Below are 19,921 nucleotides of genomic sequence, written 5' to 3' on the forward strand. Positions count from 1 at the left end.
AAAATAATTAGACCTTGTAACAAAATAGGTGTTATTGTCAAAAATATATTTTTCGTATAAGAATCAGAATTAAATATAACAACAACTATGAATTATTGAAAAATACTTATTTTTAACACATTCAATGTTAACATTTACTCCATTCTTGATTACTTACCTTGCCAAGACACTCTGCATGGACTACTTGCATGATTCCGCATGTTTTTAAAACGGGTCAAAAGGCCTGCACCGCCCGCTGACTCTGCTTTAAACGTTTTCTGTCATGCATTAAAATCAGTCAGTCAGGTATGACGCGGGCAGGCGGGTAACATTGCGCGCGCCAAGGTTCAGGATACCAAATCGACACACAGATGCGGTTCCAGACAGATACATTCTGGACATAAAGAGCGCCGCGCATATTGGCATGTAGCGACAACCAATCGGGATGGCAATATCAACAGTGTAAGCGCCCTGACGACGCATTTGCTTTATCATTTAATGGTCCTCTCTGCTCATCATGTGGGTTTACTTTCAGGTATGAGAACCCACAGGAAACAACATGCCGGGTGGAGCGGACAATCTAAATAGCGAATTGAAGTCTTATATCATTGGCGCTGACAGTGCAGTCAATGATCTTCAAGTACTGTGGTTAACGTATGATCACCCTTTAACCCGAGAGGACGGCACTGAGTTCGCTTAAAGGAACGGCTTTTGCGAAATACCATCCCTGAGCACAGCACTCAGGTACATTTTCCTTAAGGAACTGATACTGCATTTCAGTTTCCACTCCTTCAAAGACCACTATTTTAGGAATGTTTTTAAACATTTCTATCAAACCAGGAAGAATGTGTTTGTTAATGGATTCAGTCCCTATCGAGTCAGTTAATGATTTATCTATTTTAATTTCATCCACATCGAGTAATGAAAGCCAGTTCAGATTTGAATAACCGGTTCCGAAATCGTCAAGTGCAAACCTGATACCGGTGCCCTTAAAAAAATCCATAGAACGCTTGATATCATCTGTTCCGGAACTTTGTCTCTCTGTAATTTCAAGAATAATAGAATCGCCCGCAATGTTTTCTTTTCTTAAAGTGCTCAGTAATTTTTCACGGAATTCATCAGAACAGATATCAGCACAACTAACATTGATGCTTAAAGTGATATCGTTGTTCAGCAATATTGGCGCACATTCCCTGATGGCATGCTCAACCACATACAGACTAATCTTGTTTATTAAGCCATTTCTTTCCGCTAGAGGAATAAATACATCAGGACTGATATATCCTATTTGAGCATCCGTCCAGCGTAAAAGAGCCTCTACCCCTAGTATATTCCTGTCTTTAACTTTGTATATAGGTTGATAGACGAAATGTAACTCCCGATTTAGAATTGCATTTTCCAGACGAGAAAGTAATGACTTTTTATGTAATAAATTGTTAATATACAGGGTGCCAATCAAAAAACCGATAATAAAGGATATACTAAATAAAAAAACCAGAATATAAATGTTATTTTTAAAGAAGAGAGAGAATGAGGTTCCTGTAATAACACAGATCTCATTCATACTGTTGCAGGCATGCTCAGTAAAGTACAACAAAGAATGAGATTTATTATGCTCTATCGACTCCAGTAATTGCGTTTTTTTTCCAATCATGAAAAAATGATTGTCATGTTTAAAATCACCTATGACGGCATCGAAATCCATTTTATTGGCTTCCTCCCAGAAACGCTGGAAGGCAAAAGGAGAGACCGTTATGGCGAAGTTATTGGTGTAAAGAACATCTGCGGTAATGTTCTCTTCTATCAGGGCATCAAATACCCAAGTATAGCTCCCCCGATTAACCTTCTTTCTGAACATGTTTAAAGAAATAGGTGAATTCAGTTTTCCCCAGAGGGCCGAACAGATAATTTTCTCATCATGGACATAGGCGATATCCTTGATCAGGGGGTAAGGCCAGAGGCGTTTTCGTAATGCATTCAGATACTGGTCACTGCATGGCTCATAGACTGCGAACTCCTGTCGAAGTCCGTCAATCAGTTTCACCTGCTCGAGCAGACTGTCACTGCGAGCCAGAATTAAATTAGCATAATTTTCCATCTTTTCATGGATATAGTAATAATAAACCCCTAGTCCTGTGCAGTACAGGACGCCGAATGTTAACACTATTGAAAGCGTGTAGATACCGAGCCTGTGGTGGATAATTTTCAGTATTTGTAGTGGCATTGTTGAAGTATTCCCCTGCCATTATATTTATCCGGCGTGAACGCTTTGCATAGTATTGAGCATACTCCAGCCATCGCATTGTGACATGAGAGGTAAATAGCAGTTTCCGTGGTTATCGGCCGTACGGTCCGAGACCGTATCAGTAATGTATATCCTCTCCCTCTTCCGGCGAAACCAGTGACCTGCTCTACGGTAAATTGACATTCCACAATGTTAGGTCATCTATTCGCTGTGAGTTCAACCGATGTTAAAACGTTCTCCGGGTGACTCATAGCGGCCGTCTTACGCTTCGGCCTGGCCTTTGTGTCAAAGCGGACATTGATTTTATTATGCAATAAAATCTCGAAGCTTTCAGTAAAGATCACATACTAGTGAAGGTAGTTCCTTACAATCCCCTCACATTGCTGATATCACTGATGCATTACTCAATGAGTGGCAGGTCATGCCTCGTTTGTAAGGGTACCGAAAACTTGCCACAGTAAATTGTGAATAACTCTTAAATGTGGTTTTTTGCATAAAATTTTCAAACGCCATGCTTTACGTTTATTATGAAATTCCCCGGTGGTTAAAGTGAGGCATGATGATATGAAACAATTAAGAATTTACACATTGAAAGATAAAACAAGTGCTGATAATTACTTCATAAACTACTGGCCAAAGCACATGGTCAGTTTACCCAAGTTTGGTATATATGTTAATGATGTATATGTAGGCGGAAATGAACAATCAAATCAAGTTATAGCTGTCGTAACATTACCTGATGGATGCGATGTTAAGCTTTTAAATGAGGAATATATGAAAAGTCACGACTTCCATGAAGATATGTCAGGATTTAATATATCAGATATTATACGGGTTGATGAAATCTGCATTAGCAAATCTCTTTTTTAATTATCAAATGCAAGTAGATTACTGTTTAAATTAAACGCATAAAGAATCTTTTCAAGAAAATTGAAAACATTTCTCTTCCTATAAGATTACATACTGTGTAACAGGATTGATAAGATTATTTCGCGAGTATCTGTGATTGATTCCCCCGCCTCTCTCATCGCATCTGGAGTATTCACCAGATGCGATGAGCCTGAGAAGTAACTCTACTTGCCCGAATTAAATTAAAAGCTATATTCACTGGTTAGGCCAGCTTTCATAATGTCTGCTTTCGCTCATAGCGGGCTGCTAGAACAGTAATAATAGATAATTTGCCCCCCGTATTACGGGATTTAACAGCCCTAATCCGGCATTAGTTCATAAGAAATAAACGTGATCACCTCTTCACCAAGCCACGCATTCAACTCTTTAAATCTTTCCTGCAAAGGTGTCAGTTCATTCCGGACAAACACCTGCGAGGCTTTCACTGAATCACCAAACCCCCCGTTGTTCTCCGGAATAATGCCCATCATCTGAGGCGGAACGCGGTGCGCGCAAAGCAAATCGTTCTGGCTGGCTTTCTTGATATTAAAAAAATCGTCTTTGGTTGCGACTTCACTTAACGGCAGAATCTTGATCCCGTCCGGTTTGCCGTTTGGCGCGTACATGAACAGGTTGCGGAAGTTGCCCAGCCCTTTCGTGTCCCGCATGGCTTTACGCATCTGCTCGATGTCGGAGCTGCTTTGTGCCGCGTCGGTCATGTAGAGGATGTATCCGGCGTGCGCGCCGTTCTGGTAATACTTGCGACGGAACAGCGTCGCTGCCTCATTCAGCCAGGCAGAATTCAGGGCGCTGAGATATTCCGGCAGGCCGTACAGCTCCTGATTAATGTCCGGCTCAATCAGATGAAACACGCTACCGGCTTCAAACTGGTGTGCGTCCTTCCACTGCTGCACAAACCAGTAAGTATCCGGCTCGACTCCGCGCCGCGCATATTTGGCGGGCACGGTTTTCATCACCACGGCGTCGCCGAGCTGGTTGCGGATCACTTCTAAAAACGCATTCCCGAATACCAGATAATCCAGGGCAAAGCGGCTGAATTCCTGCTGTGATAACAGCGGATGCGGGACATAGGTCGAGGCCAGAATATTACGCTTAACGTACAACGACGAACTGTGATGAACCGCCGCCCGCAGCGTGCGAGCCAGTCCGTCAAAGCTGACCGGCGGCTCGTACCACTGGCCGTTACCCGTGCATTCGATGTAATCCAGGATTTCACGGCGGTCTAATACCGGCGTCGGGTCGCCAAAGCTGAACGCCTCCGCGCCGCTGGTCTGCTGCGCCGTTGCTGTCACTGCTGTTTGTGCCGCCTTGCGGAATTTGCGCTTACTCATAATTAATAAAACTCCAGGATGTTAGGGCTTTGGCCGCCGTTCGCGGCGGTCAGGGGTTCGTTAAGCAGTGCGTGCATGATTGCCCAGGCGACATCGGCGTGGCTGGCTTCCTCACTGCGACTGGCTTCGTAGGTGGAACGGCTGCCGCTGGCGGTCATGGTTTTGCGGATCGCCATGAATGACGAGGTGATGTCTTTATGGTTGGTGTCATATTCCAGGCGTCCGGACGTGATGGTGTCTTTGGCTTTCAGTACCATTTTCGTTTTGGTTTCGGGGCTATACCTGATTTCCATCGCGGCGGGGAAGAACTGCCGGACAAGCTGGAAAACACCCTGGCCGATGCCGGTGGCATCCACGCCGATATATTCCACGCAGTAGCGTTTTGTGAGTTCTTCAATACTTTTCGCCTGGGCGGCAAAATCCATACCCTTCCATTGATGGCGTTCCAGTACGCGGAATTTGCCGCCGTCCACCAGCGGCGGAGCCACCACCGCGCAACCTGCGCTGTCGCCGGTGTGCGACGGGTCGTAACCAATCCAGACGGCGCGATAACCAAACGGACGCACGGCGAACGGGCTGAAATCCTGCCATTCCTCCGCACTTTCCACCATGCAGCGCTGTAGTTCGGCGAACGGGAATACCGAAGTCTGGTCGTCTACAAACTCACACATGAACAGGTTGCGGAAATCCTCCGCGCTGTTCTCCTGTTTCAGCGTGTCGATGTTGAACAGGTTGCAGCCACCGGCTAACGGCGCGCAGATTGCGCCGGACTACAGGGTTCAACTTGCCGGTTCAGATATCACCGCCGATATCAGCAGGCGGCTGATTTCGCTGTCGCTGACCGACAACCGCGGCTTTGAGGCTGACCAGCTTGATATTGCGCTGAACGACGCAGACGGCCTGATGCAGATGCCCCCGCGCGGCGCGGTGCTGAGCATTTTTCTGGGGTGGAAGGGGCAGGCGCTTATCCATAAGGGAGAATTCACCGTGGATGAGGTGGAGCATCGCGGTGCGCCGGATACGCTGACGCTGCGCGCCCGCAGTGCGGACTATCGCGGCAGCCTGAATTCCCGCCGCGATCACTCCTATCACGACACGACGCTGGAGGCGATTGTCTCCACCGTGGCGGCGCGCAACAACCTCCAGCCTGCTGTCGCGGATGCGTTTAAAGGGGTGAAGGTATCGCATATCGACCAGACGCAGGAAAACGATGCCGCATTCATTACCCGTCTGGCCGAGCTGAACGGCGGGGTTGTCGCCATCAAGGCTGGAAAGCTGCTGTTTATCAAACCCGGCGCTGCCGTGACCGCCAGCGGCAAGCCGATACCGAAAACGACGCTGACCCGCAGCGACGGCGACGGGCACACGTTTACTCTTGCTGACCGTGATGCCTATACCGGCGTGTCAGCCACCTGGCTGCACACCAAAGACCCGAAACCGAAAAAGGTGAAGGTGCAGCGGAAGAAAAAAGAACAGCATTTGCGCGCCCTGCAACATCCGGCAGCCAAAAAGACCACCGCGAAGGCACAGAAAACGCCGGAGGCGAAAGAAGGGGAATATCTGGCGGGTAGTGATGAAAACGTGTTTGCACTGACGACGGTCTACGCCACGCAAAAGGCCGCCATGCGCGCAGCCCAGGCGAAGTGGGACAAACTCCAGCGCGGTGTCGCCGAGTTCTCGATCTCCCTGGCTCGCGGACGGGCGGATTTATTCCCTGAGACGCCGGTGGCGGTGTCGGGCTTTAAATCCGTGATCGACGCGCAGCCCTGGCTAATCAGCAAGGTGACACACAACCTGGACGGCAGCGGATTTGTGACGATGTTGAATCTGGAGGTGTTACTGTCGGATGTCAGCTATGAGGCGACGGAAAATCATGACGCTGAGTAAGGAAAAATGTGTATGTACCGAAATGAAGGGATTAGGTTAATCCCATTGCTGCAGCCCATTCCGCCACCTGATTGCGGGAAGTAAAGACAAGTCGTTCAGGTGCATTGGGATTGCCGCTGTAAGCGACATAAACCAGACAAGGAAAGCTGCTCGGCATCATACGCTGTAGCTCTTGTTCTAGTTCGTCCTGGCTCATTGCAGATGATGGGCTATCATCATATTCCAAAAACTCGTCAGTCATCCAGGTCCGGTAGTCGAATTCATTCTGCAGTAGTTTCATTTCTTCTCCTTGATTATTCAAAATAACATAGCAGACATTCAGTGAGTGTGCTGTGTATCCTTTTCAAAGGATGAGTGTAAATCACTGTAATATCGGATGTATGTTTTTGCGGATAACATACAATGATTGCATCTGATTAAAATGATTACATGGTGATTATTATGATGCACTGCCCGAAATGCCAGCACGCCGCCCACGCCCGTTCAAGCCGTTACCTGAGCCTCAATACCAAAGAACGCTATCACCAGTGTCAGAACATTAACTGCAGTTGTACGTTTAAGACCCATGAGTCGATCGCTGACATCATTGTTGAGCCTGGGACGGTTCATGCGGTGCTATTGCATCCAGACAAAAACAGTCAGCAGTCCTTCCAGATTCACTAAAGAAGAAGCCCCGAAAACGGGGCTTCTTCTGTCGATGTGGTCAATGTGTGGACACTGAAATGAAAAAATCCATTTAATTCATGTAATTAACATCTTTTTCAAAGGCACAAAAATGTGCCTTTTTTAGTGCCTTTTTATTACTCAGCGCCGTTCAACAGTATCTGAACCTGTCAGTCCGATGTTCTCAATTGTCGACGGAGATATAAGCACGCACCAGAATAGCGCATCGTTGCTTCTGCCCCTGACCCGGAGGTTTTGACCGCAAAAAGCCTCTCCGGCGCGCCCCGGCGTTCTGCCAATAACTGCAGGTTGATTAAAAGCTCAGTCACGGAGAATCGACGCCTGTCGGTGTTCAACGCAGGGAGAGGAGATTAGTATCACTTGTATCTGTCCAGAAAATCTAATCATAAACAAAGCCCTGAGTAAGTATTACGAAACAAAAATGAGTTTAAATGACACCGGATGCCAGACAAGCGACCAAATAATGTGTAAATAAGAACAATGTCTTGTTCTCTCAGCACATGGGGAGTCAGAAACATTAGCGTATGAGCTTTTTCCAATTCCTGGCCTGTTCTTTTCGCTACCCCTGCCGATTTTTATTTCAGCCGCATCAAGAAGCAGTCAGCAAGGTATTCAATAAAAATTCATATGGCATGCTTACTAGGAAATGTCTTAGCCATAATTTATATTATAAAACCCATCCCCTGTTCAGATAAGGGTTGTATATAGAAATTCAAAATAAGAACAATCTTGGTAAAAGGAGTCATTACTAAAAACTAACAGAACCCCCACATATTCACTTACGGTTTGCAAGAAAAATCCCCTTGCTAATTTCAAAAGAAATTATGTAAAGTACACTCGAGATAAAGAGTAGTAATTAAGATAATAAAATCAAATAAATAACATTAAGCAAGAATTCATACACAGCAAAAGTCAGTCCGAGAGGTTTACGTGAAAAGTAATCATGTTGATGAGCATGCTACATGCGGATTCTGTGATAGTAAATTAAAGGAAAACAGTACCCTATGTCCTTATTGTGGTGCTGAAATAATCATGGCCTATATTGACAGACCTACGAGGAAGTTAATTTTATATTTGCGGATCATCTTGATTTTTATTTCAGCTCTTTTAATCCTGTTACTCTACCAAAACTATAACTTTGTTAATCTATCTGTCATTTTAGCGATACCTTTATTCTTACTTTCCTGGGTTATGCCATGGTTATTTTTCAGAATAAAAAATAAGGATAACTATATTTGGAGGAAAAAGAACCCGCTGATTTAGTTTAAAATATTTTTTTGTAATATAAGGCACTGAGGTTATAGCACTATGATTTAGTTACCTCCTCTTTCTACCCTCTTACTTTATTCAACCAGGCAACATTTTTGCAGACGCAGAGGTCGCTTTGAGCCTGAAATCGTAACGACGGTAAATGAGGAGGTTACTTGAAGTTATTTTCCTGGGAAAACCGCTGCATTCCAACCCCGGCTTTATGGAGGAGTACTGCATGCAGTACCCGCAAGGATTTTTTACATCGAAGGATAATGTCGATGTGGTCAATGCATGGATACTGAAATAAAAACCATTTAATTCATGTCATTAATATCGTTCCCTGAGACAAAGAATAGGTGTTTTTTAGCGAGATTTTACGTCGTCATCTGCGTACTAACTATACCGTCGCCCTTTCGTTCCAGGCATCAGTGTGTTGAATATTTCCATCAAGATAAAGCCAGGTAATTTTCTGATAACGAAATTCTACGATTTCCATATGATTAAATTTTTCTTTTGCGGGATCTTTGATATCGAACATCACGGGCATTAGGTTAACGACTTTCACGTTTTCCAGCAGAATAGTAAAATACTCCGCCTCTTGTCCTGCATCGTTGATCCGATAATATTTCAGTTCTACGCGCTTCAGCGCTTGCCCCATAGAAAGGGCTTTATAGAGATAAGGTGAAGACGAATCGATTTCTTTTTCTATCAGAAATGGGAGATGCCGGCGGGTGCCGGTGAATTTACCGTTATGGTTATCGGTCGGAATATGTACACTGTGATGCAGCCCTAACACTTCCACGCTGTATTCACGGCCTTGAATGTCAATACCTCCCTTAATAATATTACCGCTATCATCATACAAAAACATATAAACAGGAATGCCCATATTAGTTATCCTCAACAAATCCGTTTGATTGACCAATAGTCTTAACAATAGTATCGATACACGCTTTGCTGTTCGAAACCTTATAAAGAGCCTGAATAGCATTAACGATATATTGATTAAATTCCGGTTCTTTGATGCTATAAAAGGGTAAAGCGCATACGTTATCGGTACTGAAGGGTAAAACCTCGCCTTTAAGAAGGGAGAGCACACCCGCTGGGTTATGTGGAATGGCCGTGGCAGCTGCAGTAGCAAGAGACTCCGCCGAATCAGCATCACTACCGGGCGCTAATAATGCGGCCACGTCCAGCCAGTTTTGTTCACCACTGCCTATTTTAGTCAGCACATACTGCCATTGGGATTCATCATCTTTGTATAAATCAGCGATAACTGCCTGAGCCCCCCGATTTTTTATCTGCTGAGTTAACTGCATGGAAGTTATTTGCATCGTGGCGACTGCCGAAAATGAAAACGTTAATAAAAAAGACAGTAAAATTTTCATCATCTGACCACCAGAATCGTGTCACCGCTATTCATGATTTGTTCGCGATTACGTACGCCATCAATAATGATGCAACCATTCGATGCATTGCGTCCGCCACTCCTTGAACCGCCATGGATTCTGAACAGGTCTCGCCCATACGTATTAGTCCCCAAAATAGGTTCCAAAATAATGGTGACAGGCGTAACAGTATTATGCGCTCCTGTTATACGATAATAACCTTTTGGGATTGGACCCTGGCTGCTCACAGACTCCATAGCTGGATTATTTATTCCTGCACCATGTCCGCTATAGCCCTGTTGGAATAGTTGTCCGTTATGCTTCAATTCACCGCTGCTTTGATTATATTCCCACGTCATAATATCCATCCTTGTTTAGTTAATCATGGTGACTTTGTTTGAGACTTTATGAATCAATCATAGATATCATGAATATAAGCCATCGACATCACCCATGAAATAGTGTCATGCATCATTCATATTGATTTCGTTAATCTTCCTGAAGGTTTTCATTTTTTATAATTTCATCCCTGGTGAGTATTCTTTAGTTATTCGCTCAGTTAACAACTTGAACTTATACAAAACTATAATAATAAAAGCTATGATTAAAAATAACCTATACCTAAAAAGCATAATTTTCAATTTTATTTTTACCGGGCATACAACAGATAAGTTGAATAGATTATTTATTATTTGAAATGAATATAAAAAAACGGCCTCCAAATCTGAAGGCCGTTTTTAATTAACTGCTGTGCGGGGCGCAGCCGAACTTTACTCGTCCAGCATCACAACCTTACCAACATACGGCAGATGGCGATAACGCTGGGCGTAGTCGATGCCGTAGCCGACAACGAATTCGTCGGGGATCGGGAAACCGACGTATTCGACTTTTACGTCCACTTCGCGGCGCTCGGGTTTATCCAGCAGGGTACAAATGGCCAGAGATTTCGGGCCACGCAGTTGCAGGATTTCACGCACTTTGCTCAGCGTATTGCCGGAGTCGATAATGTCTTCGACGATCAGCACATCTTTACCGCGAATGTCTTCGTCGAGATCTTTGAGAATCTTAACGTCGCGGGTGGTAGACATGCCGTTGCCATAACTGGAGGCAGTCATGAAATCCACTTCGTGCGGCACGTCCACGGCGCGACACAGGTCAGCCATAAACATGAAAGAACCGCGCAGCAATCCAACCAGCACCATTTCGCTGCCGCTGTCGCGGTAGTGTTCGGTGATTTCACGGCCCAACTCGGCAATTCGGGTTTTGACTTCCTCTTCGGAAATCATGACGTCAACACGATGTTTCATATAAAGACTAACCACCTGATTTAAGAATACTTATCGCTGTTTTTCAGAAAAACAGCGACCATATAGTGGAAAGGATTATATCAAAGAACCCGCCGATGAGTAACGCTGGTGTCAGCTTCCTGTGTAACCGGGTCAGCTAAACTTAATCATTAGATACCGCGATATTTTTTATCCCAAAAGCACCATTTTTCAGATACGTAATTGAGTAATGCGTCACTCGTCGTCTTCCCCGACCAGAATAATGCGGATCCCCAATTTTTCGATGGCATCGCGGTATTGGCTGCTAAGCCCGCTGTCGGTGATCAGCGTATCGACCTTGCCTAAGTGGCACACCACATTCGGGCTTTTGCGGCCAAATTTTGACGAATCCACCAGCAGGAAAATACGCTCAGCCGCTTTACACATCGCCTGACTGACGCCGTGAACTTCGTTGAATGTGGTAACACCGCCGTCGAGATCGACGCCATCTGCGCCGATAAACAGCTTGTCGAAATTGAATTTATCAAACGCGCTTTCGGCCAGACTGCCGTGGAAGGAGGAGGATTTTTTGCGATAGGTGCCGCCCGGCATCAGGATAGTCTGGTCATTATCCAGTTCCACCAGCGCATTGACGATATGCAGGCTGTTGGTCATGACGGTGATGTTATTAAACTGACTGAGGAAAGGCACCATCTGCATCACGGTGCTGCCCGCATCAAAAATCAGCGAGTCGCCGTCCTGAATTTCCTGAATAGCTGCGCGGGCAATGCGCAATTTTTTTCCGGTATTAATGTGGGTTTTACGGTCGATAGGCTGGTCGCCTTCTTCACGGCTGAGCACCACACCGCCGTAAGTGCGGATTACTGCACCCTCTTCTTCCAGCAGGGTGAGATCTTTGCGGATAGTGGTGCCGGTTGTGGCGAAATGCGCGGCGAGATCGTCCACCGCCGTCTTTCCAAATTGCTGTAAATGCTCCAGTATCGCCGCCTGCCGTTGCTTAGGTTTCATCACGATTTTCGCTCAAATTTTAAGATAAATTCACAGCCATCATTCTTTTTGAAAGATAATAGCTTTTAAAGTGAAAATATCATGATTTCGGTTCAATCGCTAATGATAGTGCAGTTTGAATATTCGGATCTTTCGGGAAGATCACACCTGTCATCAATTGTTCCCGGCTCATGCCATTAAGCGACGTTACCGGCCGGGGGCGGGCGAAAATCGTCAGGCCGCGCAGTAAAAAGCCGTCACAGACTTTTTCCTGTTTATCGAAAGCCAGCGCCAGTACCACTCTCGGTTTGAAACGTCCGCCGGAACGCCCGACGCCCACATTTCCCTGTAAACACAATCTGTCGAATGCCCGGTTAAAGCGCTGTAACTGCCACCAGCCGAGCGCGATTTGTGCCACCCAGGCCAGCACCGCACAGAATATTAATGCCGCAGTCGGGGTCATTATTTTCTCCTTAACATGATTTTGTTAATAACATGATTTTGTTAATAACAGAATAATCCGCCCCTGCATAACAGAGGCGGAGCACATCAGAACATCACCTGACCGCCGGTGATATTGATCGACTGACCGGTACAATACGAGGCTTTATCGCTGGCATAAAACAGCAGCATATCCAGCACATCCTGATAGTCGCACCCGCGTTTCAGCGGCACTTTATCGATGTAATACTGCTCGACTTCATCGGCCTGAATGCCCAGTTTTTTGGCGTATTGCGGTAATAATGACTGGAACATCGGCGATTTGAGTAAATTGCCCAGCATCAGCGAATGCACGGTAATACCGTACTCTGCCAGATCCAGCGCCAGAGACTGTGTCAGCCCCACGCCGCCGAATTTGGCCGCGCTGTAACCGGCATTATGTTTGCTGCCCACTTTGCCGGATTTGGAGTTGATCTGAATAATGCGTCCCGGAATACGGTCGCGGATCATCAGGCGCGAAAACTCACGGGCGCAAAGGAAATATCCCACCAGATTGACCTGCAACGACAGATCAAAGTCGTTGAGGGCAAAATCCGTGATTGGCGATGCCTTCGCCATCCCTGCGCTGTATACCAGTAAACTGACCCTGCCGAACGTCTGATCCACCGCTTTCGCCAGTTGTTCTACGCTGGCTTCATTGGTGGCATCGACTGCAAATCCGAACGCCCTTTCCTCGCCAAACTGCCGGTTAATCTGCTCTGCCACCGATGCGGCATTCTTCTCATTCAAATCCGCCACCGCCACGCGATAGCCGGATTCAGCCAGCCCCTGACAGAGAAATGCGCCCAGCGTCTGCCCCCCGCCGATCACGACTGCAACCTGTTCCATAACTGACTCCTGACTCTGATAGTTAATCGATAAATTTCAATACGCTGCCCAGCGGAATATCGTCGGGCGTGGTGCCTTTTACATGTACGCTGCCGGGAAACTCAGCCTCGGCACTGCCGTCAAAACGCAGGGTGATATGCCCCAGCTCGCGCAGATTTTGCATCGCCACCTCTCCCACGGCGGTCACCGGATAACGCACATCAGCCAGTTCCATATACGCGCCACGATGCAATTCCCCTTCCATTTTCCCGGGCTGGTGAATGAAGCAATAATCCTGAATATCCGCTGGTGCCCCTTCACGGAAGGTGATCAGCATCTGGTCGGTTAAGGCTTCACGGGCGAAATCGCCGATTTGCGTAATAGTGGTTTGATAAATGGTTTGCACAGTGACTCCTTACTGGTAAATGAAAGCGGAAGCGGCCCAGGCGATAAGTACCGTCGGTGCGCCGGTCAGAAAACGGCTGACCAGCACCGAAGGCACGCCGACGCGCACGGTGTCCTGTTTGGCTTCGGCGAGCGAAAGTCCGACAGGAATGAAATCGCACGCCGCCTGAGCGTTGATGGCGAAAAGTGCAGGCAGCGCCAGATGTGGCGGGATATTGCCCAGCCCGATCTGCACCCCCACCAGCACGCCGATAACCTGCGCGATCACCGCGCCCGGGCCGAGGAAAGGAGAAAGCAACGGGAAGGAACAGATCAGCGCCAGCATCACCAACCCGACGGGGCTTTTCGCCAACGGCGTCAGCCCGTGCGCCACCAGATCACCCAGCCCGGAGGCCATAATGATGCCGATCAGCGCCGCCACGAACGCCATAAATGGCAGGATGGTTTTGAGCACGGTGTCGATGGTGTCGCGCCCGGCCTGGAATAAAACGGCTACGCCGGAGCCCATCCCCATCCCGACTTTCGCCAGCAGGCCGTCGCTTTGTTCGGTAATTTTTTTAGTGGTGTCGTAGTCGCGTCCTGCCGCAGCCGGTGCGGGTTTAGCCGCTGCGCTTACCGGCTCAGCCGCCTCTGCGCTTTCCAGCACGATGTCATGCTCACGGACACCGGAAACATAAATGTCTTCGGTAATAAACTGCGCCAGCGGGCCTGATTTGCCGGTCGAATGGATATTAACCGTCGGGATGCGTCGCTTTGGGTAGATGCCGCAGCGCAGCGTGCCGCCACAGTCGATTACCGCCACACCGATTTCCTCTGCCGGTGGCTCACCTTCTTTAAAACCGTCTACCGTTTCCCAGCCGGTCAGTTCTGCCAGCTTGTCGACAATCGCCGGGCGGGTGCCCGCCGTGATATACATCACTTTTTTGCCGGGTACCGCCTCAATCAGCAACGGACCACCCCAGCCACCTTCACCCCGGTTAATGCGAATCGTAACGCTCATTTTCTGCTCCGCTTTTTAGAATTTGACCTGATTAGAATTGAACCTGATTACAACTGAACCTCACGATCAAGCTGAATGCCCATCTTGCGTTCAAAGATGCGGGTGGTGAGATCCGTTACCCAGCCGCGGAAGAAGTTAGTCACCATACCGACCAGGAAATAACTGACGGCCAGCGGCCCGAGCGGTAATCCCAGCGTGGTCAGTCCGCTGGCAACGCCGAGATACACAAACAGTTCGCCGGGGTTAATATGCGGGAAGAGTCCGTTCATGGAATGGCAGCTGTAGGAGCCTGCGGCGTAATAGCTGGGTTTGTAGATTTCAGGCATAAAACGCCCGAGGCTGAGGGTCATCGGATTGCAGAAAACAAAGGTGCCAATCACCGGTAACAGCAGATAACGTGAAACCGGATTTCCGGCACAACGCTGCGCCAGACGTTCGATCCGCCGCTGTCCGACAAACACGATCAGCGCGTTCATGACGACCAGCAAACTAATTAAGAGAGGCAGAATGCCGGTGACCATGCCGACAAACACCTCTCCCCCTTTTTGAAACAGGCCGATAAACCACTCGGCACCGTGCGTTATTACATCGATCATCATCTTCTCCTGTAGGGATACGTGGGTTTAAGCTTTCATGTTTTGTTACTCCACGCTGAAAATATAATCATATTGAATTTATATTAATTATATATTGATCACATTTTGAAAGTTTAATCTTTCAAATTGAAAGATAGATGTTCGAAGGAGTAGCACAGGCAAAGAAAGAAACGGGAGGGAAGGGAAAGAGGCGGGCCGGAGGATCGCCCCCGGCCGCTGATTTTTAAGAAATTACAGAAAGGAAAGCAGTAAACCGGATCACGCGGATACCGTAAAGCCGAGCATCATGCCGGTGTCTTCGTGTTCCAGCAGATGACAGTGCGCCATGTAAGCATGTTGTTTATCCGCCAGATGATTAAAGCGCACCAGCACTTCGCTGCGGGCGCCTTCAACGCGCACGATGTCCTTCCAGCCCTGACGATGGGGCGCGACCGGCTGACCGTTTTCAGAAAGAATACGGAACTGTGTGCCGTGGATATGGAAAGGATGCAGCATCATGTCGCCTTCGCCCGAAAGGGTCCATTTCTCATACTGGCCTTGTTTCACATCGAAAGCGGGCAGGTTCATGTCGTAGGCTTTGCCGTTAATTTTGTTGCCCTGCATGAAATCATAACCACCGGACGATTGACTCATGTCCATTCCTGCCATACCGCCATGACCGTCGTGACCGGAACCGGACATACCCGGCATTGCGGCCATCCCGCCCCCGCCGTGATCCATGCTCATGCCGGCCATCGCCTTGTGGCCATAACGTTTCATCAGCGCCGCCATACCCTGCTGATCAAGCTGCGGATCCATCATCAGTTGCAGCCAGCGGGTCGGCAGATTATCCACTGACACCAGCGCCGGAAGCGGCAACAGCGTGTCCGGCAATGAACTGCCGCTTTGGGTCAGCGTCGGCTGAATGCGTAACACCGGCAACGGTTTGTCGAACGGTGCCAGCGTCATGCCCATTTGCTTCACCGGCAGCGTGACCAGATCAAAGGCTTTGCCATCGCTGCAATCAATCAGCACTTCAAAACGCTCGCCCATCAGCAGCGGCAAATCGCTGACTTTCACCGGCTCAGGCAGGAAACCGCCGTCACTGGCGATGACATACATCGGCCGCTGATCGCTGGTGGCGATGTGCAGCGAACGTGCATTACAGCCATTGAGTAAACGAAAACGTACCCAGCCACGGGAAATTCCGTGCTGCGGATACACCGCGCCGTTGGTCAGCATGTGTTGCCCGAACCAGCCGACGGCGGCGGTCATGACGTCCATCTGATAATCGATTTTACCGGCGTCGTTCAGGCGCTTATCCTGCAAAATGACCGGAATATCATCCACGCCCCAGCGTTTTGGGATCTGCAACAGATCACTGCTTTCATCTTCGATCAGCACCAGCCCGGCGAGCCCCATCGCCACCTGATAACCGCTGGTCTGATGCGGATGCGGGTGGAACCAGCAGGTCGATGCGGGTTGATCAAGTTGCAAACTGACTTTGCGATTCTGGCCGGGTTCGATTAATCCCTGCGGCCCGCCATCCACGTCACCGGGAATTTCCAGCCCGTGCCAGTGAACGGTGCTGGCCACATCCAGCCGGTTATTGATGGTGACGCTGACCGGTTTCCCACGACGGATACGCAACGCGGGGCCGAGAAGATTACCGTTTACGCCCCAGGTTTCAGTGTTCACGCCGGGCAGAAACTGGCTCTGCCCGCGCTGTAATGTGAGCGTAATGGCGCTGCGGATATCCGGTTCGAGCAATGCCGGGATGGGCAATGCCGGGCGGTCAGCGGCGAGCGCGAAGCGGCTCCAGCCGGGCAGCATACTGGCGGCGCCCATCAGGGTCGTCCACTTCACGAAATCGCGTCGGTTCATTTTTCGGTCCTTTTGAAGGGTGATAACCAGACAGATGGCGCAGGCGTGCCATAATAGTACGACAGCCTATTCCTTCCCCTAAGGGGAAGGTCAAGCGGTTCAGCGGTAAAAGAAATTTGGTGCCGCTCAGTGCAAATATGGTAACGTCCTTTTAACTGCCTGTGAGCCAAGTCCTTCTGACTTTCAATCTACAAGAACAAGAACACACCCATGAAAAAAACAACACTGTGTTTGTTATTACTGTCGCTGCTCGGTTTCTCCTCCGCCAGTCAGGCGCTGAGTGAATCAGAAGCGGAAGATCTGGCGGATCTGACGGCAGTCTTCGTTTATCTGAAAAATAACTGCGGTTACGAACAACTGCCGAACACCCAAATCAAACGGGCTATCGTGTTTTTCGCCCAGCAAAACCGCTGGGACCTGAGCAATTACAACAGCTTTAACATGCAGTCGATGGGCGAAGAAAGCTACCGTGATCTGAGTGGGATCGCCGTGCCTAAACCGACAAAATGTAAGTCTCTGGCCCGCGACTCGCTGAGTTTACTGGCCTACACCAACTGAATCCTGTCAGCCGTTTTTCAGCCGTGTGCTCCGTCATTCTGATGCCGGAGCCTGTTTGCTTTCCTCCCTGTCCCCCGATTTTTCGCACCACGCCTGCCTCGTCTACACTTAATCTACATTTACCTGTCTGAAATTCAACCGTGCATGGACAGGCAGAGTTAGCTATCATGTGCGCCCATTTTTATGGCTGCGATTGATCAGGAGAAACAACGACATGTCCCGGAACTCGTCATCCAAAGAAATATGGTATGAGACGCTGCACGCCCATTTTGGCCAGTACTTCAGCGTCGATAAAGAGTTATACCGAGAGAAAACCGATCATCAGGATCTGGTGATTTTCGAGAACGCGGCGCTGGGTCGCGTGATGGCGCTCGACGGCGTGGTGCAAACCACCGAGCGTGATGAATTCATTTACCACGAAATGCTGACCCACGTCCCGTTGTTCGCCCACGGCAGTGCCCGCAAGGTGCTGATCATTGGTGGCGGCGACGGCGCAATGCTGCGCGAAGTGTCTCGCCACAAAGGCGTGGAGTCGATCACGATGGTGGAAATTGATGCCGGCGTGGTGGAGTTTTGCCGCCAGTATCTGCCCAACCATAATGCCGGTTCTTATGACGATCCGCGTTTCAAACTGGTGATCGACGACGGCGTGAACTTCGTTAATCAGACCACTGAAACCTTCGACGTGATCATCTCCGACTGCACCGATCCCATCGGTCCCGGAGAAAGCCTGTTTACGTCGGCATTCTACGAAGGTTGTGCCCGTTGCCTCAATCCGGGCGGCATTTTCGTGGCACAAAATGGCGTGTGCTTCCTCCAGCAGGATGAAGCGGTGAACAGCCACACCAAACTGAGCCACTATTTCAGTGATGTCAGTTTCTATCAGGCCGCGATCCCGACCTATTACGGCGGCATCATGACCTTTGCCTGGGCGACCAACAGCCCGGAATATCGCCAGATTGACAGCAAAACCTTGCAGGCGCGTTTCGACGCCGCAGACATAACTTGCCGTTATTACAATCCGGCGATTCATCACGGCAGCTTTGCCCTGCCGCAATATTTACTGAATGCCCTGTCAGCCGCACGCTGATACAGCATCCATAAGGGGGTGAACTAAATTGCAAAAGCTGAAACTGCATGGCTTCAACAACCTGACCAAAAGCCTGAGTTTTTGTATCTACGATATCTGCTACGCCAAAACCGCAGACGATCGTGATGGCTACATTGCCTACATTGACAAAGAATATAACGCCAACCGTTTGACGGAAATTCTCACCGAAACCTGCTCCATTATCGGTGCCAATATCCTCAACGTGGCGCGACAGGATTACGAACCACAGGGCGCCAGCGTGACGATTTTAGTGAGCGAAGAGCCGATGGACCCGCGTGATGTCGATACCACCGAGCATCCGGGCCCGTTGCCGAATTCCGTGGTCGCGCATCTGGATAAAAGCCATATCTGTGTGCATACCTATCCGGAAAGCCATCCCGAAGGCGGGCTGTGTACCTTCCGCGCTGACATTGAAGTCTCGACCTGTGGCGTGATTTCGCCGCTGAAAGCGCTGAACTATCTGATTCATCAGCTTGAATCCGACATCGTCACCATCGATTACCGTGTCCGGGGTTTCACCCGCGACGTGAACGGCGTTAAACACTACATCGACCATTCCATCAATTCGATTCAGAACTTCATGTCGCAGGATATGAAAGCGCTGTACGACATGATGGACGTCAACGTGTATCAGGAAAACATCTTCCATACCAAGATGTTACTGAAAGAGTTCGATCTCAAACATTACTTGTTTAATGCCAAACCGGATGAACTGAGCGCGCAAGAGCGTAAAGAAATCACCGATTTGCTCTACAAGGAAATGCAGGAAATCTATTACGGTCGCAATCTGCCGTCAGTCTGATCAGAGCTGAATAAAGGAAAGGCCGGGCATTTTTGAAATGTCCGGCCTTTCTTTTGTATAGACAAATTCTGATATTGAATATTCCCCCGCCTGAAACTCAATAAGCATTACTTAAGTAAAATATATTTACATGGATGAATACCCGCTATACTCCTTAAGACAAATTAATATCAAAACAGTCATTAAATCTTTATTTAAGCTAAATTTAACGATGAAGGATCTGTTATTTAAGCCAAATTAAAGAAATAATATACAGATATTAAGTCAAACAAAATTGTTATATAACCAATAATTTAGCTTATGGCAGATCAAAAGATCGCTTTTTTACTAA

21 protein-coding genes and 1 pseudogene are annotated in these 19,921 nt (G+C 48.2%); 6 read left to right on the forward strand and 16 right to left on the reverse strand.

The genetic code is table 11. From position 1 onward, the window contains the following. Positions 1-273: 273 nt before the first annotated feature. Both DXU84_RS24995 and DXU84_RS10145 read right to left on the reverse strand, forming a co-directional pair. Positions 274-474: a hypothetical protein gene (locus DXU84_RS24995; RefSeq protein ID WP_194286514.1), complete on the reverse strand. Its 201-nt coding sequence runs from the start codon at positions 472-474 to the stop codon at positions 274-276. Positions 475-646: 172 nt separating this feature from the next. Then, positions 647-2,203, reverse strand: a complete 1,557-nt coding sequence (locus DXU84_RS10145; RefSeq protein WP_153375599.1) for an EAL domain-containing protein — start codon at positions 2,201-2,203, stop codon at positions 647-649. 585 nt (positions 2,204-2,788) lie between these two features. On the opposite strand from DXU84_RS10145, the gene DXU84_RS10150 reads away from it, so the two are divergent. Next, entirely contained in the window at positions 2,789-3,094 is a 306-nt protein-coding gene (locus tag DXU84_RS10150; protein WP_153375601.1) for a hypothetical protein, read from the forward strand. Positions 3,095-3,432: 338 nt separating this feature from the next. Here DXU84_RS10150 and DXU84_RS10155 read toward each other — a convergent pair whose 3' ends face one another. Further along, on the reverse strand, positions 3,433-4,464 hold the full coding sequence (locus tag DXU84_RS10155) for a phage portal protein (RefSeq protein ID WP_153375603.1): 1,032 nt from the start codon (positions 4,462-4,464) through the stop codon (positions 3,433-3,435). A 2-nt stretch (positions 4,465-4,466) separates the two neighbouring features. Further along, positions 4,467-5,213 (reverse strand): annotated as a pseudogene (locus DXU84_RS10160) (oxidoreductase); the annotation flags it as partial. Between DXU84_RS10160 and DXU84_RS10165 the strand changes: the two are divergent. Beyond that, a complete protein-coding gene (locus DXU84_RS10165; protein WP_153375664.1) occupies positions 5,185-6,351 on the forward strand; it encodes a phage late control D family protein in 1,167 nt (388 codons plus the stop codon). The pseudogene DXU84_RS10160 and the gene DXU84_RS10165 overlap by 29 nt on opposite strands. A gap of 31 nt (positions 6,352-6,382) precedes the next feature. Here the strand turns inward: DXU84_RS10165 and DXU84_RS10170 are convergent, their stop codons facing one another. Further along, the gene (locus DXU84_RS10170) at positions 6,383-6,631 is read right to left on the reverse strand and encodes a hypothetical protein (RefSeq protein WP_153375605.1); all 249 of its coding nucleotides are present in this window, start codon (positions 6,629-6,631) and stop codon (positions 6,383-6,385) included. A 161-nt stretch (positions 6,632-6,792) separates the two neighbouring features. Here DXU84_RS10170 and DXU84_RS10175 point away from each other — a divergent pair, with 161 nt between their 5' ends. Continuing rightward, positions 6,793-7,014 carry a DNA-binding transcriptional regulator gene (locus DXU84_RS10175; protein ID WP_153375607.1) on the forward strand — a complete coding sequence of 74 codons (222 nt, stop codon included), beginning with the start codon at positions 6,793-6,795 and terminating at the stop codon, positions 7,012-7,014. A gap of 1,669 nt (positions 7,015-8,683) precedes the next feature. On the opposite strand, the gene tssD is transcribed toward DXU84_RS10175, so the two are convergent. The 11 genes from tssD to cueO form a co-directional block, all read right to left on the reverse strand. After that, on the reverse strand, positions 8,684-9,175 hold the full coding sequence (gene tssD / locus DXU84_RS10185; RefSeq protein WP_013576956.1) for a type VI secretion system tube protein TssD: 492 nt from the start codon (positions 9,173-9,175) through the stop codon (positions 8,684-8,686). Position 9,176: 1 nt separating this feature from the next. Then, positions 9,177-9,677 (reverse strand): hypothetical protein, encoded by a 501-nt coding sequence (locus DXU84_RS10190; protein WP_013576957.1) that lies wholly within the window; start codon positions 9,675-9,677, stop codon positions 9,177-9,179. Further along, a complete protein-coding gene (locus DXU84_RS10195; protein WP_013576958.1) occupies positions 9,674-10,033 on the reverse strand; it encodes a tlde1 domain-containing protein in 360 nt (119 codons plus the stop codon). The genes DXU84_RS10190 and DXU84_RS10195 overlap by 4 nt, the downstream gene beginning before the upstream one ends. Before the next feature lie 411 nt (positions 10,034-10,444). Further along, positions 10,445-10,981, reverse strand: a complete 537-nt coding sequence (gene hpt / locus DXU84_RS10200; protein ID WP_013576959.1) for a hypoxanthine phosphoribosyltransferase — start codon at positions 10,979-10,981, stop codon at positions 10,445-10,447. A gap of 213 nt (positions 10,982-11,194) precedes the next feature. Further along, the gene (locus tag DXU84_RS10205; protein WP_013576960.1) at positions 11,195-11,968 is read right to left on the reverse strand and encodes a DNA-binding transcriptional repressor; all 774 of its coding nucleotides are present in this window, start codon (positions 11,966-11,968) and stop codon (positions 11,195-11,197) included. A 79-nt stretch (positions 11,969-12,047) separates the two neighbouring features. Continuing rightward, positions 12,048-12,410: a transcriptional regulator GutM gene (gene gutM / locus DXU84_RS10210; RefSeq protein WP_013576961.1), complete on the reverse strand. Its 363-nt coding sequence runs from the start codon at positions 12,408-12,410 to the stop codon at positions 12,048-12,050. Positions 12,411-12,496: 86 nt separating this feature from the next. Continuing rightward, complete coding sequence (srlD, locus tag DXU84_RS10215) at positions 12,497-13,276, reverse strand: sorbitol-6-phosphate dehydrogenase (protein WP_013576962.1); 780 nt, start codon at positions 13,274-13,276, stop codon at positions 12,497-12,499. Between the two features lie 22 nt (positions 13,277-13,298). Next, positions 13,299-13,661 carry a PTS glucitol/sorbitol transporter subunit IIA gene (srlB, locus tag DXU84_RS10220; RefSeq protein WP_013576963.1) on the reverse strand — a complete coding sequence of 121 codons (363 nt, stop codon included), beginning with the start codon at positions 13,659-13,661 and terminating at the stop codon, positions 13,299-13,301. A 9-nt stretch (positions 13,662-13,670) separates the two neighbouring features. Further along, on the reverse strand, positions 13,671-14,660 hold the full coding sequence (locus DXU84_RS10225) for a PTS glucitol/sorbitol transporter subunit IIB (protein WP_013576964.1): 990 nt from the start codon (positions 14,658-14,660) through the stop codon (positions 13,671-13,673). A 47-nt stretch (positions 14,661-14,707) separates the two neighbouring features. Then, on the reverse strand, positions 14,708-15,256 hold the full coding sequence (locus DXU84_RS10230; RefSeq protein WP_013576965.1) for a PTS glucitol/sorbitol transporter subunit IIC: 549 nt from the start codon (positions 15,254-15,256) through the stop codon (positions 14,708-14,710). Between the two features lie 258 nt (positions 15,257-15,514). Continuing rightward, positions 15,515-17,119: a multicopper oxidase CueO gene (cueO, locus tag DXU84_RS10235; protein ID WP_153375609.1), complete on the reverse strand. Its 1,605-nt coding sequence runs from the start codon at positions 17,117-17,119 to the stop codon at positions 15,515-15,517. A gap of 210 nt (positions 17,120-17,329) precedes the next feature. Here cueO and DXU84_RS10240 point away from each other — a divergent pair, with 210 nt between their 5' ends. The 3 genes from DXU84_RS10240 (at position 17,330) to speD (ending at position 19,590) form a co-directional block, all read left to right on the forward strand. Then, on the forward strand, positions 17,330-17,677 hold the full coding sequence (locus DXU84_RS10240) for a YacC family pilotin-like protein (protein ID WP_013576967.1): 348 nt from the start codon (positions 17,330-17,332) through the stop codon (positions 17,675-17,677). Between the two features lie 214 nt (positions 17,678-17,891). Beyond that, positions 17,892-18,767 (forward strand): polyamine aminopropyltransferase, encoded by an 876-nt coding sequence (gene speE, locus DXU84_RS10245; RefSeq protein WP_013576968.1) that lies wholly within the window; start codon positions 17,892-17,894, stop codon positions 18,765-18,767. A gap of 28 nt (positions 18,768-18,795) precedes the next feature. Beyond that, a complete protein-coding gene (gene speD, locus DXU84_RS10250) occupies positions 18,796-19,590 on the forward strand; it encodes an adenosylmethionine decarboxylase (RefSeq protein WP_013576969.1) in 795 nt (264 codons plus the stop codon). Positions 19,591-19,921 lie beyond the last annotated feature (331 nt).

The organism is Rahnella sp. RcJ3 (assembly GCF_009498575.1).
Lineage (GTDB): Bacteria > Pseudomonadota > Gammaproteobacteria > Enterobacterales > Enterobacteriaceae > Rahnella > Rahnella aceris.